Source organism: Streptomyces amakusaensis (assembly GCF_039532665.1).
Lineage (GTDB): Bacteria > Actinomycetota > Actinomycetes > Streptomycetales > Streptomycetaceae > Streptomyces > Streptomyces amakusaensis.
The window spans coordinates 337,206-354,021 of sequence record NZ_BAAASB010000002.1; the positions used below are offsets into that span (position 1 = coordinate 337,206).

The 16,816-nt window shown below is 72.4% G+C and carries 17 protein-coding genes; 13 read left to right on the forward strand and 4 right to left on the reverse strand.

Features of this window, described 5'->3' with window-relative positions:
* Positions 1-67: 67 nt before the first annotated feature.
* From ABD371_RS04050 to ABD371_RS04075, 6 genes are all read left to right on the forward strand, one after another.
* On the forward strand, positions 68-1,066 hold the full coding sequence (locus tag ABD371_RS04050) for an ABC transporter permease (RefSeq protein WP_190125337.1): 999 nt from the start codon (positions 68-70) through the stop codon (positions 1,064-1,066).
* The gene (locus ABD371_RS04055) at positions 1,063-2,178 is read left to right on the forward strand and encodes an ABC transporter ATP-binding protein (RefSeq protein WP_344472772.1); all 1,116 of its coding nucleotides are present in this window, start codon (positions 1,063-1,065) and stop codon (positions 2,176-2,178) included. The genes ABD371_RS04050 and ABD371_RS04055 overlap by 4 nt, the downstream gene beginning before the upstream one ends.
* Complete coding sequence (locus ABD371_RS04060) at positions 2,175-3,320, forward strand: ABC transporter ATP-binding protein (protein ID WP_344472774.1); 1,146 nt, start codon at positions 2,175-2,177, stop codon at positions 3,318-3,320. Before ABD371_RS04055 ends, ABD371_RS04060 begins: the two co-directional genes overlap by 4 nt.
* Positions 3,321-3,361: 41 nt before the next feature.
* Complete coding sequence (locus ABD371_RS04065) at positions 3,362-4,024, forward strand: trimeric intracellular cation channel family protein (RefSeq protein ID WP_190125334.1); 663 nt, start codon at positions 3,362-3,364, stop codon at positions 4,022-4,024.
* Positions 4,025-4,074: 50 nt separating this feature from the next.
* Positions 4,075-4,926, forward strand: a complete 852-nt coding sequence (locus ABD371_RS04070; protein ID WP_344472778.1) for a thioesterase family protein — start codon at positions 4,075-4,077, stop codon at positions 4,924-4,926.
* Between the two features lie 97 nt (positions 4,927-5,023).
* The gene (locus ABD371_RS04075; protein WP_344472780.1) at positions 5,024-5,881 is read left to right on the forward strand and encodes an SRPBCC family protein; all 858 of its coding nucleotides are present in this window, start codon (positions 5,024-5,026) and stop codon (positions 5,879-5,881) included.
* Between the two features lie 20 nt (positions 5,882-5,901).
* On the opposite strand, the gene ABD371_RS04080 is transcribed toward ABD371_RS04075, so the two are convergent.
* On the reverse strand, positions 5,902-6,474 hold the full coding sequence (locus ABD371_RS04080) for a TIGR03086 family metal-binding protein (RefSeq protein WP_344472782.1): 573 nt from the start codon (positions 6,472-6,474) through the stop codon (positions 5,902-5,904).
* 122 nt (positions 6,475-6,596) lie between these two features.
* Between ABD371_RS04080 and ABD371_RS04085 the strand changes: the two genes are divergently transcribed.
* Entirely contained in the window at positions 6,597-7,583 is a 987-nt protein-coding gene (locus ABD371_RS04085) for a helix-turn-helix transcriptional regulator (RefSeq protein WP_344472784.1), read from the forward strand.
* A gap of 120 nt (positions 7,584-7,703) precedes the next feature.
* Positions 7,704-8,867 (forward strand): cysteine desulfurase family protein, encoded by a 1,164-nt coding sequence (locus ABD371_RS04090; RefSeq protein WP_344473196.1) that lies wholly within the window; start codon positions 7,704-7,706, stop codon positions 8,865-8,867.
* Between the two features lie 23 nt (positions 8,868-8,890).
* Here the strand turns inward: ABD371_RS04090 and ABD371_RS04095 are convergent, their stop codons facing one another.
* Positions 8,891-9,619, reverse strand: coding sequence for an N-acetylmuramoyl-L-alanine amidase (locus ABD371_RS04095; protein ID WP_344472785.1), 729 nt, complete (start codon positions 9,617-9,619; stop codon positions 8,891-8,893).
* A gap of 60 nt (positions 9,620-9,679) precedes the next feature.
* Here ABD371_RS04095 and mnmA point away from each other — a divergent pair, with 60 nt between their 5' ends.
* Positions 9,680-10,804 (forward strand): tRNA 2-thiouridine(34) synthase MnmA, encoded by a 1,125-nt coding sequence (gene mnmA / locus ABD371_RS04100; protein ID WP_344472786.1) that lies wholly within the window; start codon positions 9,680-9,682, stop codon positions 10,802-10,804.
* Positions 10,805-10,838: 34 nt separating this feature from the next.
* Here mnmA and ABD371_RS04105 read toward each other — a convergent pair whose 3' ends face one another.
* Positions 10,839-11,066: a DUF397 domain-containing protein gene (locus ABD371_RS04105; RefSeq protein ID WP_344472788.1), complete on the reverse strand. Its 228-nt coding sequence runs from the start codon at positions 11,064-11,066 to the stop codon at positions 10,839-10,841.
* A 12-nt stretch (positions 11,067-11,078) separates the two neighbouring features.
* Positions 11,079-11,930, reverse strand: a complete 852-nt coding sequence (locus ABD371_RS04110) for a helix-turn-helix domain-containing protein (protein WP_344472790.1) — start codon at positions 11,928-11,930, stop codon at positions 11,079-11,081.
* Positions 11,931-12,136: 206 nt separating this feature from the next.
* Between ABD371_RS04110 and ABD371_RS04115 the strand changes: the two genes are divergently transcribed.
* From ABD371_RS04115 to ligA, 4 genes are all read left to right on the forward strand, one after another.
* Positions 12,137-12,676, forward strand: a complete 540-nt coding sequence (locus ABD371_RS04115) for an LOG family protein (protein WP_344472792.1) — start codon at positions 12,137-12,139, stop codon at positions 12,674-12,676.
* Positions 12,677-12,697: 21 nt separating this feature from the next.
* A complete protein-coding gene (locus ABD371_RS04120; RefSeq protein WP_344472794.1) occupies positions 12,698-13,405 on the forward strand; it encodes an SDR family oxidoreductase in 708 nt (235 codons plus the stop codon).
* 71 nt (positions 13,406-13,476) lie between these two features.
* On the forward strand, positions 13,477-14,484 hold the full coding sequence (locus ABD371_RS04125) for a methionine synthase (RefSeq protein WP_344472796.1): 1,008 nt from the start codon (positions 13,477-13,479) through the stop codon (positions 14,482-14,484).
* Entirely contained in the window at positions 14,484-16,721 is a 2,238-nt protein-coding gene (ligA, locus tag ABD371_RS04130) for an NAD-dependent DNA ligase LigA (protein ID WP_344472798.1), read from the forward strand. Before ABD371_RS04125 ends, ligA begins: the two co-directional genes overlap by 1 nt.
* The last annotated feature ends 95 nt before the right edge of the window (positions 16,722-16,816 follow it).

The following is a 16,816-nucleotide window of genomic DNA, read 5'->3' on the forward strand; positions in this document are numbered from 1 at the left end:
ATGGCCTCGGGCGGTGGCCCGGGGGCCCCGTGAAAGGGGTCCCCGGGCCACCGCCGGGCCGCGCACAGTGCTTGCTTACGTCATCCGGCGCTTGTTCGCCGTCGCCATGATGCTGCTGGTCGTGACCCTGACGACCTTCGTCATCTTCTTCGTGCTCCCCAAGTGGGCGGGCTCCGACCCGGCCTATCTCTTCGCCGGAAAGCAGACCGACCCGGCCGCGATCGAGGGCATCCGGCAGAAGCTGGGCCTCGCCGATCCGGTGCTGGTGCAGTTCTGGAACTTCGTCCAGGGCCTGATCGTCGGCCGGGAGTACACCAACGGCGCCGATGTCACCAACTGCCCGGCCCCCTGCTTCGGTTACTCCTTCCGCACCGAGCAGGACGTCTGGCCGCAGCTCACCGAGGCGATCCCGGTCACCCTCTCGCTGGCCGCCGGGGCGTGTCTGCTCTGGGTCGTCGGCGGTGTCGCCGCCGGTGTGGTCTCCGCGCTGCGCCGGGGCACCCTGTGGGACCGGGCCGCGATGACGGTCGCGCTGGCCGGCGTCTCGCTGCCCATCTACTTCACCGGTCTGCTCTCCCTGGCGGTCTTCAGCTACCAGCTCGACTGGGTCGGCGGCGAGTACGCGCCGCTCGAAGAGGACTTCGCCCAGTGGTTCCAGACCCTGGTGCTGCCCTGGATCACCCTCGCCTTCCTCTACGCGGCGATGTACGCCCGGCTCACCCGGGCCACCATGCTGGAGGTCATGGGCGAGGACTACATCCGCACGGCCCGCGCCAAGGGCCTCACCGAGCGGGTCGTCATCGGACGGCACGCGATGCGCTCCACCTGGACGCCGGTGCTCACCCTCCTCGGACTGGACATCGGGGCGCTGCTGGGCGGTGCGGTGCTCACCGAGTCCACCTACAACCTGCCGGGCCTCGGCCGGCTCGCTATCGACTCCATCGGCACCAAGGACCTTCCGGTGATCCTCGGCGTCACCCTCGTCGCCGCCCTGTTCATCTGTGTCGCGAACCTCCTCGTGGACCTGTTGTACGCCGTAATCGACCCGCGAGTGAGGATCGGATGACCAACCTCGGCAAAGCCGGAACCTCCGGACCGGTCCTCGCCCCCGGCGAGGTCGGAGCGGCCGGTTCCGCCGCCCCCACCGCCTTCCTCGAAGTGCGCGACCTGAAGGTGCACTTCCCGACCGACGACGGTCTGGTCAAGTCCGTCGACGGCCTCAGCTTCCAGCTGGAGCGCGGCAAGACCCTCGGCATCGTCGGGGAGTCGGGCTCCGGGAAGTCCGTCACCTCGCTGGGCATCATGGGCCTGCACACCGCCGGGCAGTACGGCCGGCGCAAGGCCCGGATCTCCGGCGAGGTCTGGCTGGACGGCCAGGAGCTGCTGGGCGCGGATCCGGACCAGGTGCGCAGGCTCCGGGGCCGCAACATGGCGATGATCTTCCAGGACCCGCTCTCCGCGCTCCACCCGTACTACACGATCGGCAAGCAGATCGTGGAGGCCTACCGGGTCCACCACAAGGTCGACAAGAAGACCGCCCGCAAGCGGGCCGTCGAGATGCTCGACCGGGTCGGCATCCCCCAGCCGGACAAGCGGGTGGACAGCTATCCGCACGAGTTCTCCGGCGGTATGCGCCAGCGCGCCATGATCGCCATGTCGCTGGTCAACAACCCCGAGCTGCTGATCGCGGACGAGCCGACGACCGCGCTCGACGTCACCGTCCAGGCGCAGATCCTCGATCTGATCCGCGACCTCCAGAAGGAGTTCGGCTCGGCGGTCATCGTCATCACCCACGACCTCGGCGTCGTCGCCGAACTCGCCGACGACATCCTGGTGATGTACGGCGGCCGGTGCGTGGAGCGCGGGCCCGCCGAGAAGGTCTTCTACGAGCCCCAGCACCCCTACACCTGGGGACTGCTCGGCTCGATGCCGCGCGTCGACCGGGACCAGACCGAGCGGCTCATCCCGGTCAAGGGCTCCCCGCCCAGCCTGATCAACATCCCCGACGGCTGTGCCTTCAATCCGCGGTGCCCCTACGCCGACGTGCCGGAGAAGAACGCGACGCGCACCGTCCGCCCCGACCTCCGCCCGGCGGGCGACCGGCACTTCTCCGCCTGCCACATGGCGACGGAGGACCGGACGCGGATCTGGACCGAAGAGATTGCGCCCAAGCTGTGACTGACACTGTGAAGATTCCCGGACAGACGGCGCCGGCCCCCCAGGCGCTGCTGAAGGTCGACGGCCTGGTCAAGCACTTCCCCATCAAGAAGGGGCTGCTGCGGCGGCAGACCGCGGCCGTGCGGGCCGTCGACGGGCTGAGCTTCGACGTCCGCCCCGGCGAGACCCTCGGCGTGGTCGGCGAGTCCGGCTGCGGAAAGTCGACCATGGGCCGGCTCATCACCCGGCTGCTGGAGCCGACCGCCGGGAAGATCGAGTTCCAGGGCCACGACATCACCCATCTGGGCGTCGGGGCCATGCGACCGCTGCGCCGCGACATCCAGATGATCTTCCAGGACCCGTACTCCTCGCTGAACCCCCGGCACACGATCGGCACCATCGTCTCCGCGCCCTTCAAGCTCCAGGGCGTCACGCCCGAGGGCGGGGTGCGGGCCGAGGTCCAGCGGCTGCTGGAGCTGGTGGGCCTCAACCCCGAGCACTACAACCGCTATCCGCACGAGTTCTCCGGCGGACAGCGCCAGCGCATCGGCATCGCCCGGGCCCTCGCGCTGAAGCCGAAGCTCGTGGTGGCGGACGAGCCCGTCTCCGCGCTGGACGTCTCCATCCAGGCGCAGGTCGTCAATCTGCTGGACGACCTCCAGGACGAGCTGGGGCTCACCTATGTGATCGTCGCCCACGACCTCTCGGTGATCCGGCACGTCTCGGACCGGATCGCCGTGATGTACCTCGGCAAGATCGTGGAGCTGGCGGACCGCACCGCGCTCTACGAGTCGCCGATGCACCCGTACACCAAGGCGCTGCTCTCCGCCGTGCCCGTGCCGGACCCCAGGAGGCGCGGCGGCGGCAGCGAGCGGATCCTGCTGAAGGGCGATGTGCCCTCCCCGATCGCCCCGCCGGCCGGCTGCCGCTTCCACACCCGCTGCTGGAAGGCGACCGAGCGCTGCAAGACCGAGGAGCCGCCGCTGATCGCGCTGGCCCCGGGCCGCCAGGTGGCCTGCCACCACCCCGAGAACACGCCCGAGAACACGCCCGGGGAGGCGGCCGGCCCGGTGCCGGTCGAGATCGGGAAGGCGGTCCCGGCGAAGGAAGCGGAACAGCCCGAGGCGGAGTCCGGAGACTCCGCGGAGTCCGGGGAGGAGTAGCCCGGGCACCAGCAGGGGTCCGATACCGGCACAATCGTCCGGTGCTCCAAGAATTGTTCTCCCCCTCCGTCCAGCATGCGCTCGACCTCGCCGGAATCTTCGTCTTCGCGATCTCCGGTGCTCTCCTCGCCGTCCGCAAGAACTTCGACGTCTTCGGGATGGCGGTGCTCGCCGAGGTGACCGCGCTGGGCGGAGGGCTCTTCCGCGACCTGGTCATCGGGGCCGTGCCCCCGGCCGCCTTCACCGACCTCGGCTACTTCCTGATGCCGCTGGTCGCCACGGCCATAGTCTTCTTCCTCCACCCCCACGTGGAGCGCATCCAGACCGGGGTCAACGTCTTCGACGCGGCGGGGCTCGGGCTGTTCTGCGTGACCGGCACCACCAAGGCGTACGAGTACGGCCTCGGCCTCACCTCCTCCGCCGTCCTCGGCCTCGCGACCGCGGTCGGCGGCGGTGTGCTGCGGGACGTCCTGGCCAACGAGGTCCCCTCGCTGCTGCGCTGGGACCGCGATCTGTACGCGGTGCCCGCCATCGTCGGCGCGGTCATCGTCGTCCTGTGCATCCGCTTCGACGAGCTGAACGCCTTCACCAGCGCGCTGGCCGCCCTCACCGCCTTCACCCTGCGGCTGCTCGCCATGCGCTTCCACTGGCGGGCCCCGCGCGCCTGGAACCGCCGCTCCGCCACCGCCGACGACGGCCAGTGACCCACCGCTGAAAGCTACCGCTCAGTATGCGGGTCTTGTACGGTACGGCCATGGCACAGGCAGTTCAGGCATCCATCGGGGACAGCGAGTTCGACCGCGACACCGCCCTCACCCCGCGCGCACCGGGCGTCTACGACGCGGAGCTGTCCGCCGGGTGGACGATCATGCGGGCCGTCAACGGCGGCTATCTCCTCGCCCTCCTCGGACGCGCCCTCGGCGACGCGCTCCCGCACCCCGACCCCTTCACCGTCTCGGCCCACTATCTGAGCGCCTCCCGGCCGGGCCCCGCGGTGATCAGGACCGAGGTCATACGCTCCGGCGGCTCGCTCTCCACCGGCCAGGCCTCCCTCTTCCAGTACGACAAGGACGGCACGGAGGTGGAGCGCATCCGGCTGCTCGCCACCTACGGGGAGCTGGACACGCTCCCCGCCGAGGTGCGCACCCCGGCCGCCCCGCCGCCGTTCCCGCCGTACGAGAAGTGCCTCGGGGCCTCCGACGGGCCCCGGCCGCCGATACCCGGCGGCTCGGAGATCCTGGACCGGCTGAACATCCGGCTGGACCCGGCCACCGCGGGCTGGGCGGTGGGCGCGCCCTCGGGGAAGGGCGAGATGCGCGGCTGGTTCTCGCTGGCGGACGGCCGGGACGCCGACCCGCTCTCCCTGCTGCTGACCGTCGACGCCCTCCCGCCCACCGCCTTCGAGCTGGGCATCAAGGGCTGGACCCCGACGGTGGAACTGACCGTCCACATCCGCCGCCGCCCCGCCCCCGGCCCGCTGCGGGTGGCGCTCACCACCCGTAACGCGGCCGGCGGATTCCTGGAGGAGGACGCCGAGGTCTGGGACAGCGAGAACCGGCTGGTGGCCCAGTCGCGCCAGCTGGCGAAGATGCCCGTCGGCCGCTGACGCCGGGGACGCGGGCGGGCACAGCGGTGGACGGGGCGGGCCCGCTCCCGCAGACTTCGTCCGGGGGATCATCGCGACGCGATGGAGGCCCGCCCCCATGACCCCGCACCCCGACACCCTCACCGCCGCCGACGACGACGGCCGGAGCACGCTGCGGATGGAGCGCCGCCTCGCCCACCCGCCCGCCCGGGTCTGGGAGGCGCTCACCCGGCCGGCCCCGCTCGCCCGGTGGTTCCCCGTCGAGGCGAGCGTGGACCCGCGCCCCGGCGGACGGATCGACTTCACCGGCCCGGACGGGAGCGCCCCCGGGAGCACCGGCACCGTCACCGAAGCCCGTGCACCGGAGCTCCTCGCCTTCACCTGGGGCGAGGACGGCCTCCGCTTCGAGATCGCCCCCGACGGCGAAGGCTCGCTCCTCGCCCTCTCCCACACCTTCGGCGACCGGTACGGCGCGGCGAGCTTCGCCGCCGGCTGGCATCTTTGCCTCGGCGCGCTCGCCCGGCTGCTCGACGGCGCGGAGCCCCCGGCCGGGAACGACCCCGGCGACCAGCTGCACGAGGAGTACCTCGCCGCCTTCGGCCTCGACCGGGGTGCCGTCGACACCACCGCCGACGGCTGGCGAATCCGCCTCGAACGCCAGCTCGTCCGGCCCGGGGACGAGGTCTGGGCCGAACTCTCGGCGGGCTCCACCCCCCTCCTCGGCGGCCCCGCCCCCCGGGGCTTCACCACTGGGCAGAGCCCGCCCGGCCGGATCACCGGGCTGCGCCCGCCCCGGCTGCTCTCGTACCGCACCACCCCCGCCGGAGAGGTCCGCTGGCAGCTCGCCGAAGGCACCGGCCACGGCCCCCGGCTGATCCTCACCCAGACCGGCCCGGCCACCGCGCCGCCCGAACCGGTGCTGGCCGCCTGGGAGGCCCGCGTCGCCGCCCTCGCGGCCCGGCTGCGCCGCCGCTAGCCGGGCCTACCGCCTACCGCCTACGAGACCTCGCGGCCGAGCCAGGCCGCGAGCCGCTCGTGCGCCCCCGCGTCCGGCCCCGCCTCGCGGACCGGCCCGAACGGGACCTCCTCGCCGCGCCGGTCGGCGGTCAGCGCCTCGCGCGCCAGCGGCAGGACCGCCTCGGCCGGCTCCGGGTCCAGGACCAGCGGATGCCCCAGCGCCCTGGAGAGGTCCCAGGTGTGCGTCGCCGTCTCCATCACCGCGCTCGCCACCGCCCCCGCGCCCGGCATGGTGCCCCACGGCAGCTCGGTCGTCCGGGCCAGCTTCGCGTCGTCCGCCCAGGCCCGGTCGAAGCGGCGGCGCGCCTCCTCGTACACCGCGACCCACTCGCCGTCCGCGACCTCCTCCGACCAGGTGGGCGCGGTACGGAAGTCCCCGCCCTCGCCGACGAAGGCCATCCAGTGGGTGCTGTTCACCACATGGGCCAGCAGCGCCCGGACGTCAAACTCGGGACACGGCGTCGGATCGCCCATCCGCTCGGGCGTCAGGGTCTTCAGCAGCTCCGCGAACTGGTCGGCGGCGCGCTCGTGGAGGAGGCGAAAGTCGTTCATGCGGTCCATCTCCCAGGAAGTCGTCGGCGGCCCGGCGCGGGCCGACGCGGCTCACTCTGGCCGGATAACCTGACAACAACCGTCATGTATGAACCGAGGTTTCGTCCGCGAAGGCGCGTCCCGTGAAATCCGACCGGCTGCTGTCGATCCTGCTGCTGCTCCAGACCCGGGGGCTGGTCCCCGCGGCCGTGCTGGCCGAGCGTCTCGAGGTGTCCGTACGCACCATCTACCGGGATGTGGAGGCGCTCTCCGCCGCCGGGGTCCCGGTCTACGCGGAACGCGGCCGGCACGGCGGGATCACCCTGCTCCCCGGGTACCGCACCGATGTCACGGGCCTCACCGAGGACGAGTCCCGCGCCCTGTTCGTCCTCGCGGCCCAGGGCGCGCACACCGCGCTCGGCCTCGACCGGGCGCTCGGCTCCGCCCTGCGCAAGATCATGGCCGCGCTGCCCGAACCGCACCGGCCGGCGGCCGAGCTGACGAGCCGGCGCGTCCTGGTCGACCCGGAGCGCTGGCTGACCCGGCCCGGGCCCGCCGTCGACCTGGACGTGCTGAACACCGCCGTCTTCACCGACCGCCGGCTCGGCCTGCGCTACCGCCGGTCGGTGACGAGCGGGCCGCGCGACTACCTCCTCGACCCGTACGGCCTCGTCGCCAAGGCGGGGATCTGGTACCTGGTCGCCGACAAGGCGGGGGAGCCGAGGATCTTCCGGGTGGACCGTGTGGTCTCCGCCACCGTCCTCGACGAGCCGGTGCGCCGCCGGCCCGGTCTGGAGCTGGCGGCCCTCTGGCAGAGCCTGCGCTCCCGGATGAGCGAACGGCCCCCGGGGGCCGTGGTGACCGCCCGGATCCACCGCGACCGGCTGGATCTGCTGCTGCGGATGTACGGCGGTCTGCTCACCGGCGACCCCGTCCCCGAGGACGGCGAGGGCGAGGGCGACGGCGAGTGGTCCCGGATCGAGCTGGGCTTCGACGTCCTCCCGGCCGTCCGCGCGCTGCTGGCCTTCGGCGAGGGCGTCGAGGTCCTCTCACCGCCCGCCGCCCGCGAGGAGCTGATCCGCACGGCCGCCGCCGTCACCGCCCTGTACGCGGCCCCCGGGCCCCGCTGACCGGACCACCCGCCGGCCCCCGCCCGAGGGGGCCGAGGGGCGGATGTGGCGGGCCGCACGCCCCGTACCCCCCTGCGCCGCGTCCGCGCCCCCCGGCCGCCTCGTAGAATCAGCCACACCATGGCCTACCTCGACCACGCCGCGACCACTCCGATGCTGCCGGAGGCCGTCGAGGCGATGACCGCCCAGCTCACCGCTGTCGGCAACGCCTCCGCACTGCACGCCGCCGGCCGCCGGGCCCGGCGGACCGTCGAGGAGGCCCGCGAAGCGCTCGCCGAGTCGCTCGGCGCACGCCCCAGCGAGGTGGTCTTCACCTCGGGCGGCACCGAGGCCGACAACCTCGCCGTCAAGGGGCTCTACTGGCAGCGCCGCGACGCCGACCCCGCCAGAACCCGCGTCCTCGCCAGCCCCGTCGAGCATCACGCCGTGCTCGACGCCGTCGACTGGCTCGCCGAGCACGAGGGCGCGACCGTCGAGTACCTCCCGGTCGACCACTACGGCAGAGTCCACCCCGAGGCGCTGCGCGAGGCCATCGGGCGGAACCCCGACGATGTGGCGCTCGCGACCGTGATGTGGGCGAACAACGAGATCGGCACCATCATGCCGATCGCCGCCCTCGCCTCCGTGGCGCGCGAGTTCGACGTGCCCCTGCACTCCGACGCGGTCCAGGCCTTCGGCCAGACCGAGGTCGGCTTCGCGGACTCCGGGCTCGCCGCGATGACCGTGTCCGGCCACAAGATCGGCGGACCGTACGGCATCGGAGCCCTGCTGCTGGGCCGGGAGTACACCCCCGTGCCCGTGCTGCACGGCGGCGGCCAGGAGCGGCACGTCCGCTCGGGCACCCTCGACACCCCCGCCATCGCCGCCTTCGCGGTCGCGGGCCGGCTCGCCGCCGAGCGCCGCGAGGAGTACGCCCGGGAGATCGGCTCCCTCCGCGACGAACTGGTCCGCGCCGTCCGCGCCGCCGTCCCCGACGTGATCCTCGGCGGCGACCCGGCCGACCGGCTCCCCGCCAACGCCCACTTCACCTTCCCCGGCTGCGAGGGCGACTCGCTGCTCCTCCTCCTCGACGCCCAGGGCATCGAGTGCTCCACCGGATCGGCCTGCACGGCCGGCGTCGCCCAGCCCAGCCATGTCCTTCTCGCCACCGGCACCGACCCCGACCTGGCGCGCGGCACCCTCCGCTTCACCTTCGGCCACACCTCCACCAAGGCCGACGTCGACGCGGTCGCCGAGGCCATCGGCCCGGCCGTGGAGCGCGCCCGCACCGCCGGACTCAGCTGACCCCCGGTGACCCCGGCGGGCCGCTACTCGGCGGCCCGCCGAGCCGAGGGCATCGCCGCGCGCACCAGCCTCAGATAGCGGTCCCAGTCCCAGTGCGGCCCCGGGTCGGTGTGATCCGTCCCCGGCACCTCCACATGCCCGATGATGTGCTCACGGTCCACCGGCAGCCCGTGGCGGACACAGATGTCCGCCGTGAGCCGCGCCGAGCCCCGGTACATCGCGTCCGTGAAATCCTGCGGCCGGTCGACGAAGCCCTCGTGCTCTATCCCGATGCTGCGCTCGTTGAACGAGCGGTTCCCCGCGTGGAAGGCCACATCCAGCTCGCGGATCATCTGGGCGACATGGCCGTCCTTCCGCACCACATAGTGCGTCGCCGCGCCGTGCCCCGGGTTCTTGAACACCCTCAGCGCCGTCGGATAGCTGCCCTGCACCACATGGATGATCACCCGGTCGATCTCGAAGTCGTCGGGCCGGTCGGCCAGCCGCCAGTTCGCCGTGGACGCGGCGGTCCACTCCGCGCCGGCGTGATCGAGTTCACCCTCCTTGCGCGGCTTCGCCATCCCCGGCACCTTCCACCACAGCCGCTCCAGCTCCTCCCGCGCGAGCAGGCCGCCGCCCGCCACCGCGACCGCGCCCCCGATCAGCACCCCCCGTCTGCCGATCCGGGGCACGCCCCGCCCGCCCTTTCCCGCGCCGCTGCCGCCCCGGCCCCGGCCGCCGGTCCCGGCACCGCTCCCCGCTCTGCTTCCCATGGCCTGTTCAACGCGGCCGGGAGCCTCCTCGGTTCCCCGGGCCCGTACTCTGGTAGGGCTATGACTCAGACTTCCCAGCGCCCCCTGCGCGTGCTCGCCGCCATGTCCGGCGGTGTGGACTCCGCCGTCGCCGCCGCCCGCGCCGCCGAGGCCGGCCACGATGTGACCGGAGTGCATCTGGCGCTCTCCGCGAACCCGCAGTCCTTCCGCACGGGCGCGCGCGGCTGCTGCACCATCGAGGACTCGCGCGACGCCCGCCGCGCCGCCGATGTGATCGGCATCCCCTTCTACGTGTGGGATCTCGCCGAACGCTTCCGCGAGGACGTCGTCGACGACTTCGTCGCGGAGTACGAGGCCGGCCGCACCCCCAACCCCTGTCTCCGCTGCAACGAGAAGATCAAGTTCGCGGCGCTGCTGGACAAGGCGCTCGCGCTGGGCTTCGACGCGGTCTGCACCGGCCACTACGCGACCGTGATCACCCGCGAGGACGGCAGCCGCGAGCTGCACCGCGCCGAGGACATGGCCAAGGACCAGTCGTACGTCCTCGGAGTGCTGGACGAGCGCCAGCTCGCCCACGCCATGTTCCCCCTCGGCGACACCCTCACCACCAAGGACGAGATCCGCGCGGAGGCCGAGCGGCGCGGACTGGCGGTCGCCAAGAAGCCCGACAGCCACGACATCTGCTTCATCGCCGACGGCGACACCCAGGGCTTCCTCGCCTCCCGCCTCGGCACCGCCGAGGGCGACATCGTCGACGAGTCCGGCACGAAGGTCGGCACCCACGAGGGCGCGTTCGGCTTCACCATCGGCCAGCGCAAGGGCCTGCGCATCGGCCACCCCGCCGCCGACGGCAAGCCGCGGTACGTCCTCGACATCTCCCCGGTGAACAACACGGTCACCGTCGGCCCCGTCGAGGCCCTCGACGTCACCTCCCTGACCGCGATCCGCCCCCGCTGGTGCGGCTCCGCCCCGGCCGGCCCCGGCGTCTACACCGCCCAGCTGCGCGCCCACGGCGGCGAGACCGAGGTCACCGCCGCCCTGGAGGGCGACGAGCTGACCGTCTCCTTCAGCGAGCCGGTCCGGGGCGTCGCCCCCGGCCAGGCGATCGTCCTCTACGACGGCACCCGCGTCGTCGGCTCGGCGACGATCTCCGCGACCTCGCGCACGGCGGCCCGGGTCGCCTGAGCCGTACCGGCGCCCGCCGGAGACACCCCGGGGGTCAGCCGCCCGGGGAGCGCCCGCCGCGCTCCCCCGGCGGCCCGCTCCCCGCGCGGGCGGCGAAAGCAACGAAGGCCGCGAAGACCGGGCGGTCCGCCACGACCACCCGCGCCGGCCGCCCGCTGTCCCGGACGGCCACCACCCCCGCCCGGCCGTCGAGACAGACCTCGACACAGGCGTTGCCGGACGCTTCGGAGAACGAGGACTTGAACCAGCGAGGCGTGGACAAGCGGTACCTCTTTTAGAGACTCCGGGCGATTTCGAGGATGAGATCCCTCGACCTCCCCGGATTCAACGTGACCCGCTCGACCACGTCCAGGCGCTTTCGGAAGTTGGCCAATTGCGTGGGGGAGTCGAAGAAGACCGCACCGGTCGGCGAGTCGACCTCCACCGTGTCCAGACGCGAATTCGCCGCCGACGCGTACAGCACTGTCTCCCCGGCCAGAGGGAAACCCTCCGTCCCGAAAGGGATGACGAGCAGCCGCACATTGGCCCGGGTGCTCTCCCGGGCCAGCCGCTCCAGCTGGGCCCTGGCGACCTTCCGCCCGCCCACGCACATGCGCAGCGCCGCCTCGTGGACCATTCCCACATAAGGCAGCGCCGGAGTGCGGGTGATCACCTCACGGCGGGCCTGCCGATGCGCGATCCGCAATTCGATCTCCAGCCTGGGCAGGGCCGGAATGTACAGCCCGAAGAGCGCGCGGGCATGGTCCTCGGTCTGGAACATGCCGGGAATGTGCGCGGTCTGGAGCGTCCTCAGCGCCGAAGCGTGGTGTTCCACCTCCGCGACATCGAGAAAGTCCGCCGGGATCTTTCCCCGGTACTCGTCCCACCAGCCCCTGACGCGCCCGCCGGTCATCGCGGCCAGCGCGTCGACGAGCCCGGCGTCCCCGCACGCGTAAATGCTCGCGAGTCTGCGCAGCCGCCCCTCGCTGATGCCAAAACGGCCCGCCTCGATATTCGAGATCATGGTGCGGTCCGCCCCGAGACGCTGCGCCGCCACGGGCGCGGAGAGCCCGGCCTCCTCCCGCAGTCTGCGCAATTCCGCGCCGAAACGGCGCTGGCGGACGGTGGGACTGTGCCTGGGGGCCATGGGGTCAACTCCTCGCTCGCGCGCACATCTTGCCGACCGGCGCGCGCCCCGCGTCCACCAGAACGCGACAGTCCACCCGTTCTGGTGAGCGCCGTACGGAAACTCGAACGCGGCTCCCGTACAGCGATCCCGTACACCGGTCCCGTACCCGGACCGCGCGGGAAATCCGTTCGCGGGCACGGCCGCGCCGCGCCTACCGTGCTGTCATGAACATCTGTGTCTTTCTCTCCGCCGCCGAGCTGGACGACCGCTACACCCGCCCGGCCCGGGAATTCGCCGAACTGCTCGGCAAGGGCGGCCACACCCTCGTCTGGGGAGGCTCCGAGAGCGGGCTGATGAAGGTCGTCGCCGACGGGGTGCGGGAGTCGGGCGGCCGGCTCGTCGGCGTCTCCGTGGCCTTCCTCTCCGGGACGGCCCGGGCGGACGCCGACGAACTGGTGGTCGCGGCCGATCTCGCCGAGCGCAAGGCGCTGCTGCTCGCCAAGTCGGACGCGGTCGTCGTCATGGTCGGCGGCATGGGCACCCTGGACGAGGCCACCGAGATCCTGGAGCTGAAGAAGCACGGGCTGCACGACAAGCCGGTGGTGCTGCTGAACACCGCCGGTTTCTACGACGGGCTGAAGCAGCAGCTCCGGCGGATGGACGAGGAGGGCTTTCTGCCGCTCCCCCTCACCGAGCTGGTGTTCTTCGCCGAGGACGGGGTCTCGGCGCTCGCATATCTGGAGGAGACGGCCGGGATTCGTTAGGCGCGGTCCCCGGGTGCGAGCATGGGCGGCATGGGAACACACCTGATCACCGGTTCCGGCTCCGGCATCGGCGCGGCGGTCGCCCGCCGGCTCCATGAGCGCGGCGAGGAACTCATCCTGCTCGCCCGGGACGCCGGCCGCGCCAAGCAGCTGGCGGCGGCCCACCCGGGCGCGCGCACCCTCGTCGCCGACCTCGCCGACCCCGACCGCATCTCCTGGGCGTTCTCGAAGCAGCCGATGCCCGAGCGGCTCGACTCGCTGCTGCACATCGCGGGCATCGTCGACCTCGGCCCGGTCGGCGATCTGCGCCCCAAGACCTGGCACCAGCAGCTCAACACCAATCTGATCGCCCCCGCCGAACTGACCCGGCTGACCCTGCCGCAGCTGCGCGCCTCGCGCGGGCAGGTCCTCTTCGTCAACTCCGGCGCGGGGCTCGCCACCCACGCCGAGTGGTCCGCGTACTCCGCCGCCAAGCACGGGCTCAAGGCCCTCGCGGACGCCCTGCGGCTGGAGGAGGCCGACAACGGCGTCCGGGTCACCTCCGTCTTCCCCGGGCGCACGGCCAGTCCCATGCAGGCCAAGGTGCACTCCCAGGAGGGCCGGGAGTACGACCCCTCGCGGTGGATCGACCCCGAGTCGGTCGCGACCGCGATCGTCACCGCGCTCGACCTGCCGCGCGACGCGGTGATCGACAACATCAGCGTCCGGCCCGGCCCGGCGGTGCGCTGACCCCGGAGGGTCCGTACGGGGGTGTGCGGGCCTTTCGCGGGCCCGGCCGGAGCGCCGCGTACCCTTCCCGGGTGACCGAGAAGAGCGAGACGCGAAACGCCGGCTGGGGCCCCGCCACCGGTGTCGGATCCATGCCCGGCGGCGACGCACGCGAGGCGGCGAGGACCGTCACCGGATCCTTCGAGACCTTCCCCCATCTGTTCGAGCTGCCCGCCCGGGGACCCGGTGCCGACATGATCGGCCGGACCCTCGGGCTGCTGGTCGAGATGTACGCCCATGTCGAGCCCAGCGGCTGGCGCGTCAGCGACCGCCCCGGGCGCGACACCCGCCGCGCCCGCTCCTGGCTCGGCGAGGACCTCGACGCGCTGGAGGAGTTCACCCAGGGGTACACGGGGCCGCTGAAGATCCAGGCCGTGGGCCCCTGGACGCTCGCCGCCGCGCTGGAGCTGCGCAACGGCGAGGCGGTGCTCTCCGACCCCGGAGCCTGCCGCGATCTCGCCGGCTCGCTCGCGGAGGGGCTCCGCGCCCATCTCGCCGAGGTGCGCCGCCGGATCCCGGGCGCGGACGTGGTGCTCCAGCTCGACGAGCCCTCGCTCACCGCCGTCCTGCTCGGCCGGATCCGCAGCGCCAGCGGCTACCGCGTCCACCGCGCCCCGGACCGCCAGATCGTGGAGTCCGCGCTGCGGGAACTCATCGGCGAGGAGCGGACCGTCGTCCACTCCTGCGCCCCGGACGTCCCCTTCGCGCTGCTGCGCCGGGCGGGGGCGGCGGGAGTCTCCTTCGACTTCGGACTTCTCACCGAGCGTGACGAAGAGGCGATTGGTGAGGCCGTCGAGGGCGGCACCCGGCTGTTCGCGGGAGTCGTGCCGTCCACCGATGCCGCATTGTCGGACCCGGCAGGTAGCGTCATGGGGGTAAGGAAGCTGTGGCGCAGGTTGGGGCTGAATCCGGGGACTCTCGCCGAGTCCGTGGTCATCACCCCGAGCTGTGGTCTGGCGGGTGCGTCTCCGGCGTACGCACGGGCGGCGCTCGCCCACTGCGTCACCGCCGCGAGATCGCTCGCGGACAACCCTGAGTAATGGGTGCCGGGAAACGGGAGGACGAAACGGTGGCTGGCGAAGAGCGGACGGATCTGTCGGCGCAGGAGGATTCTGGGCTGCCCGCACAGGCGCGGGAGCACCATGCCGACCTCGCCGGGCAGATCGAGGAGCACCGCTTCCGGTATTACGTGAAGGAGCAGCCGGTCGTCAGCGACGCCGACTTCGACCGGCTGCTGCGCGCGCTCGAGGAGCTGGAGGAGCGCCACCCCGCCCTCCGCACCCCCGACTCCCCGACCCAGAAGGTCGCCGGGCAGTACGAGACGGACCTCGCCAAGGTCGAGCACCGCGAGCGCATGCTCTCCCTGGACAACGCCTTCGACGAGGAGGAGCTGGCCGCCTGGGCCGAGCGGGTCGAGCGCGAGGTCGGAAGCTCCGGCTTCCACTTCCTGTGCGAGCTGAAGGTCGACGGCCTCGCCGTCAATCTGACCTACGAGAAGGGCCGGCTGACCCGCGCGGCGACCCGGGGCGACGGCCGCGTCGGCGAGGACATCACCCCGAACATCCGCACCATCTCCGACGTCCCCGAGCGGCTGCTCGGCGAGGACGTGCCGGACCTCGTGGAGATCCGCGGCGAGGTCTACTTCCCGATGGACCAGTTCCAGGCTCTCAACGAGAGACGGGTCGCGGCCGGCGAGCAGCCCTACGCCAACCCGAGGAACTCGGCCTCGGGCTCGCTCCGGCAGAAGGACCCCAGGGTCACCGCCACCCTGCCGCTGCACATGGTGGTCCACGGCATCGGGGCCCGTGAGGGCTTCACCATCGACTGCCTCTCGCACGCCTACGACCTGCTGCGCTCCTGGGGGCTGCCCACCGCCCGCCACAACCGGGTGGTGGACTCGCTGGAGGGGGTGCGGGAGTTCATCGCCCACTACGGCGAGAACCGGCACTCCATGGAGCACGAGATCGACGGCGTGGTCGTCAAGCTCGACGAGATCCCCCTCCAGGGGCGGCTCGGCTCCACCGCGCGGGCCCCGCGCTGGGCCATCGCCTGGAAGTACCCGCCCGAGGAGGTCAACACCAAGCTGGTGAACATCCTCGTCGGCGTCGGCCGCACCGGCCGGGTCACGCCCTACGCCCAGGTCGAGCCGGTCCAGGTGGCAGGCTCCGAGGTCGAGTTCGCCACCCTGCACAACCAGGACGTGGTCAGGGCCAAGGGCGTCCTCATCGGCGACACGGTGGTGCTGCGCAAGGCGGGCGAGGTCATCCCGGAGATCCTCGGCCCGGTCGCCGAGCTGCGGGACGGCACCGAGCGGGAGTTCGTGATGCCCACCCAGTGCCCCGAGTGCGGTACGCCGCTGCGGGCCATGAAGGAGGCGGACGTCGATCTGCGCTGCCCCAACGCCCGCTCCTGCCCGGCCCAGCTGCGGGAGCGGCTCTTCTATCTCGCGGGCCGCAAGTCGCTCGACATCGAGCACTTCGGCTATGTGGCGGCGGCGGCGCTCACCAGGCCGCTGGAGCCCGCCGAGCCGCCGCTGAAGGACGAGGGGGACCTCTTCGACCTCACCATGGAGCAGCTGCTGCCGATCCGGGCGTATGTCCTGGACCCGGACAGCAAGCTGCCCAAGCGGGACCCGAAGACGGGCGAGGACAAGACCGCGACGGTCTTCGCCAACCAGGAGGGCGAGGCGCGGAAGAACGCGGTCGCCATGCTGGAGAACATCGCGGCGGCCAAGAACCGCCCGCTCGCCCGGATCCTCACCGGTCTCTCCATCCGCCATGTGGGCCCGGTCGCGGCGGAGGCGCTCGCCCGTGAGTTCCGCTCGATCCAGCGGATCGAGGAGGCCACCGAGGAGGAGCTGGCCGCCACCGACGGGGTCGGCGGGATCATCGCCGCCTCCCTCAAGCAGTGGTTCGCCGAGGAGTGGCACCAGGAGATCCTGCGCAAGTGGCGGGCGGCCGGCGTCCGCATGGAGGACGAGGGCGCGGGGGAGGACGCCGGGCCCCGGCCGCTCGAAGGGCTCACCGTCGTCGTCACCGGAACCCTGGAGAACTACACCAGGGATGGCGCAAAAGAGGCGTTGCAGCGACTCGGTGCGAAAGTGACCGGTTCTGTTTCCAAGAAAACCGGGTTCGTTGTGGTTGGTGATAATCCGGGGTCCAAGTTCGACAAGGCGATGCAATTGAAGGTTCCGGTTCTGAACGAGGACGGATTCGCGATCCTGTTGGCCCAGGGGCCGGAAGCGGCTCGTGAGGCGGCTGTGCCCGCCGAGGCGTGACAGCGGTCCGACGGCGGGGGCGCGCACGGGAGTTGGCGCAGGGTCGCCCGAGGGGCCGAATCCGCCCCGACGGGCGAGAACAGGCCGCTCGGCGC

Coding starts and splice junctions, on each gene's coding strand:
- ABD371_RS04110 (WP_344472790.1), bottom strand. CDS start 11,930: ATGGCCCCCAGGCACAGTCCCACCGTCCGCCAGCGCCGTTTCGGCGCG.
- ABD371_RS04080 (WP_344472782.1), bottom strand. CDS start 6,474: ATGAACGACTTTCGCCTCCTCCACGAGCGCGCCGCCGACCAGTTCGCG.
- ligA (WP_344472798.1), top strand. CDS start 14,484: ATGGGTGCCGGGAAACGGGAGGACGAAACGGTGGCTGGCGAAGAGCGG.
- ABD371_RS04120 (WP_344472794.1), top strand. CDS start 12,698: ATGGGCGGCATGGGAACACACCTGATCACCGGTTCCGGCTCCGGCATC.
- mnmA (WP_344472786.1), top strand. CDS start 9,680: ATGACTCAGACTTCCCAGCGCCCCCTGCGCGTGCTCGCCGCCATGTCC.
- ABD371_RS04115 (WP_344472792.1), top strand. CDS start 12,137: ATGAACATCTGTGTCTTTCTCTCCGCCGCCGAGCTGGACGACCGCTAC.
- ABD371_RS04055 (WP_344472772.1), top strand. CDS start 1,063: ATGACCAACCTCGGCAAAGCCGGAACCTCCGGACCGGTCCTCGCCCCC.
- ABD371_RS04090 (WP_344473196.1), top strand. CDS start 7,704: ATGGCCTACCTCGACCACGCCGCGACCACTCCGATGCTGCCGGAGGCC.
- ABD371_RS04075 (WP_344472780.1), top strand. CDS start 5,024: ATGACCCCGCACCCCGACACCCTCACCGCCGCCGACGACGACGGCCGG.
- ABD371_RS04095 (WP_344472785.1), bottom strand. CDS start 9,619: ATGGGAAGCAGAGCGGGGAGCGGTGCCGGGACCGGCGGCCGGGGCCGG.
- ABD371_RS04070 (WP_344472778.1), top strand. CDS start 4,075: ATGGCACAGGCAGTTCAGGCATCCATCGGGGACAGCGAGTTCGACCGC.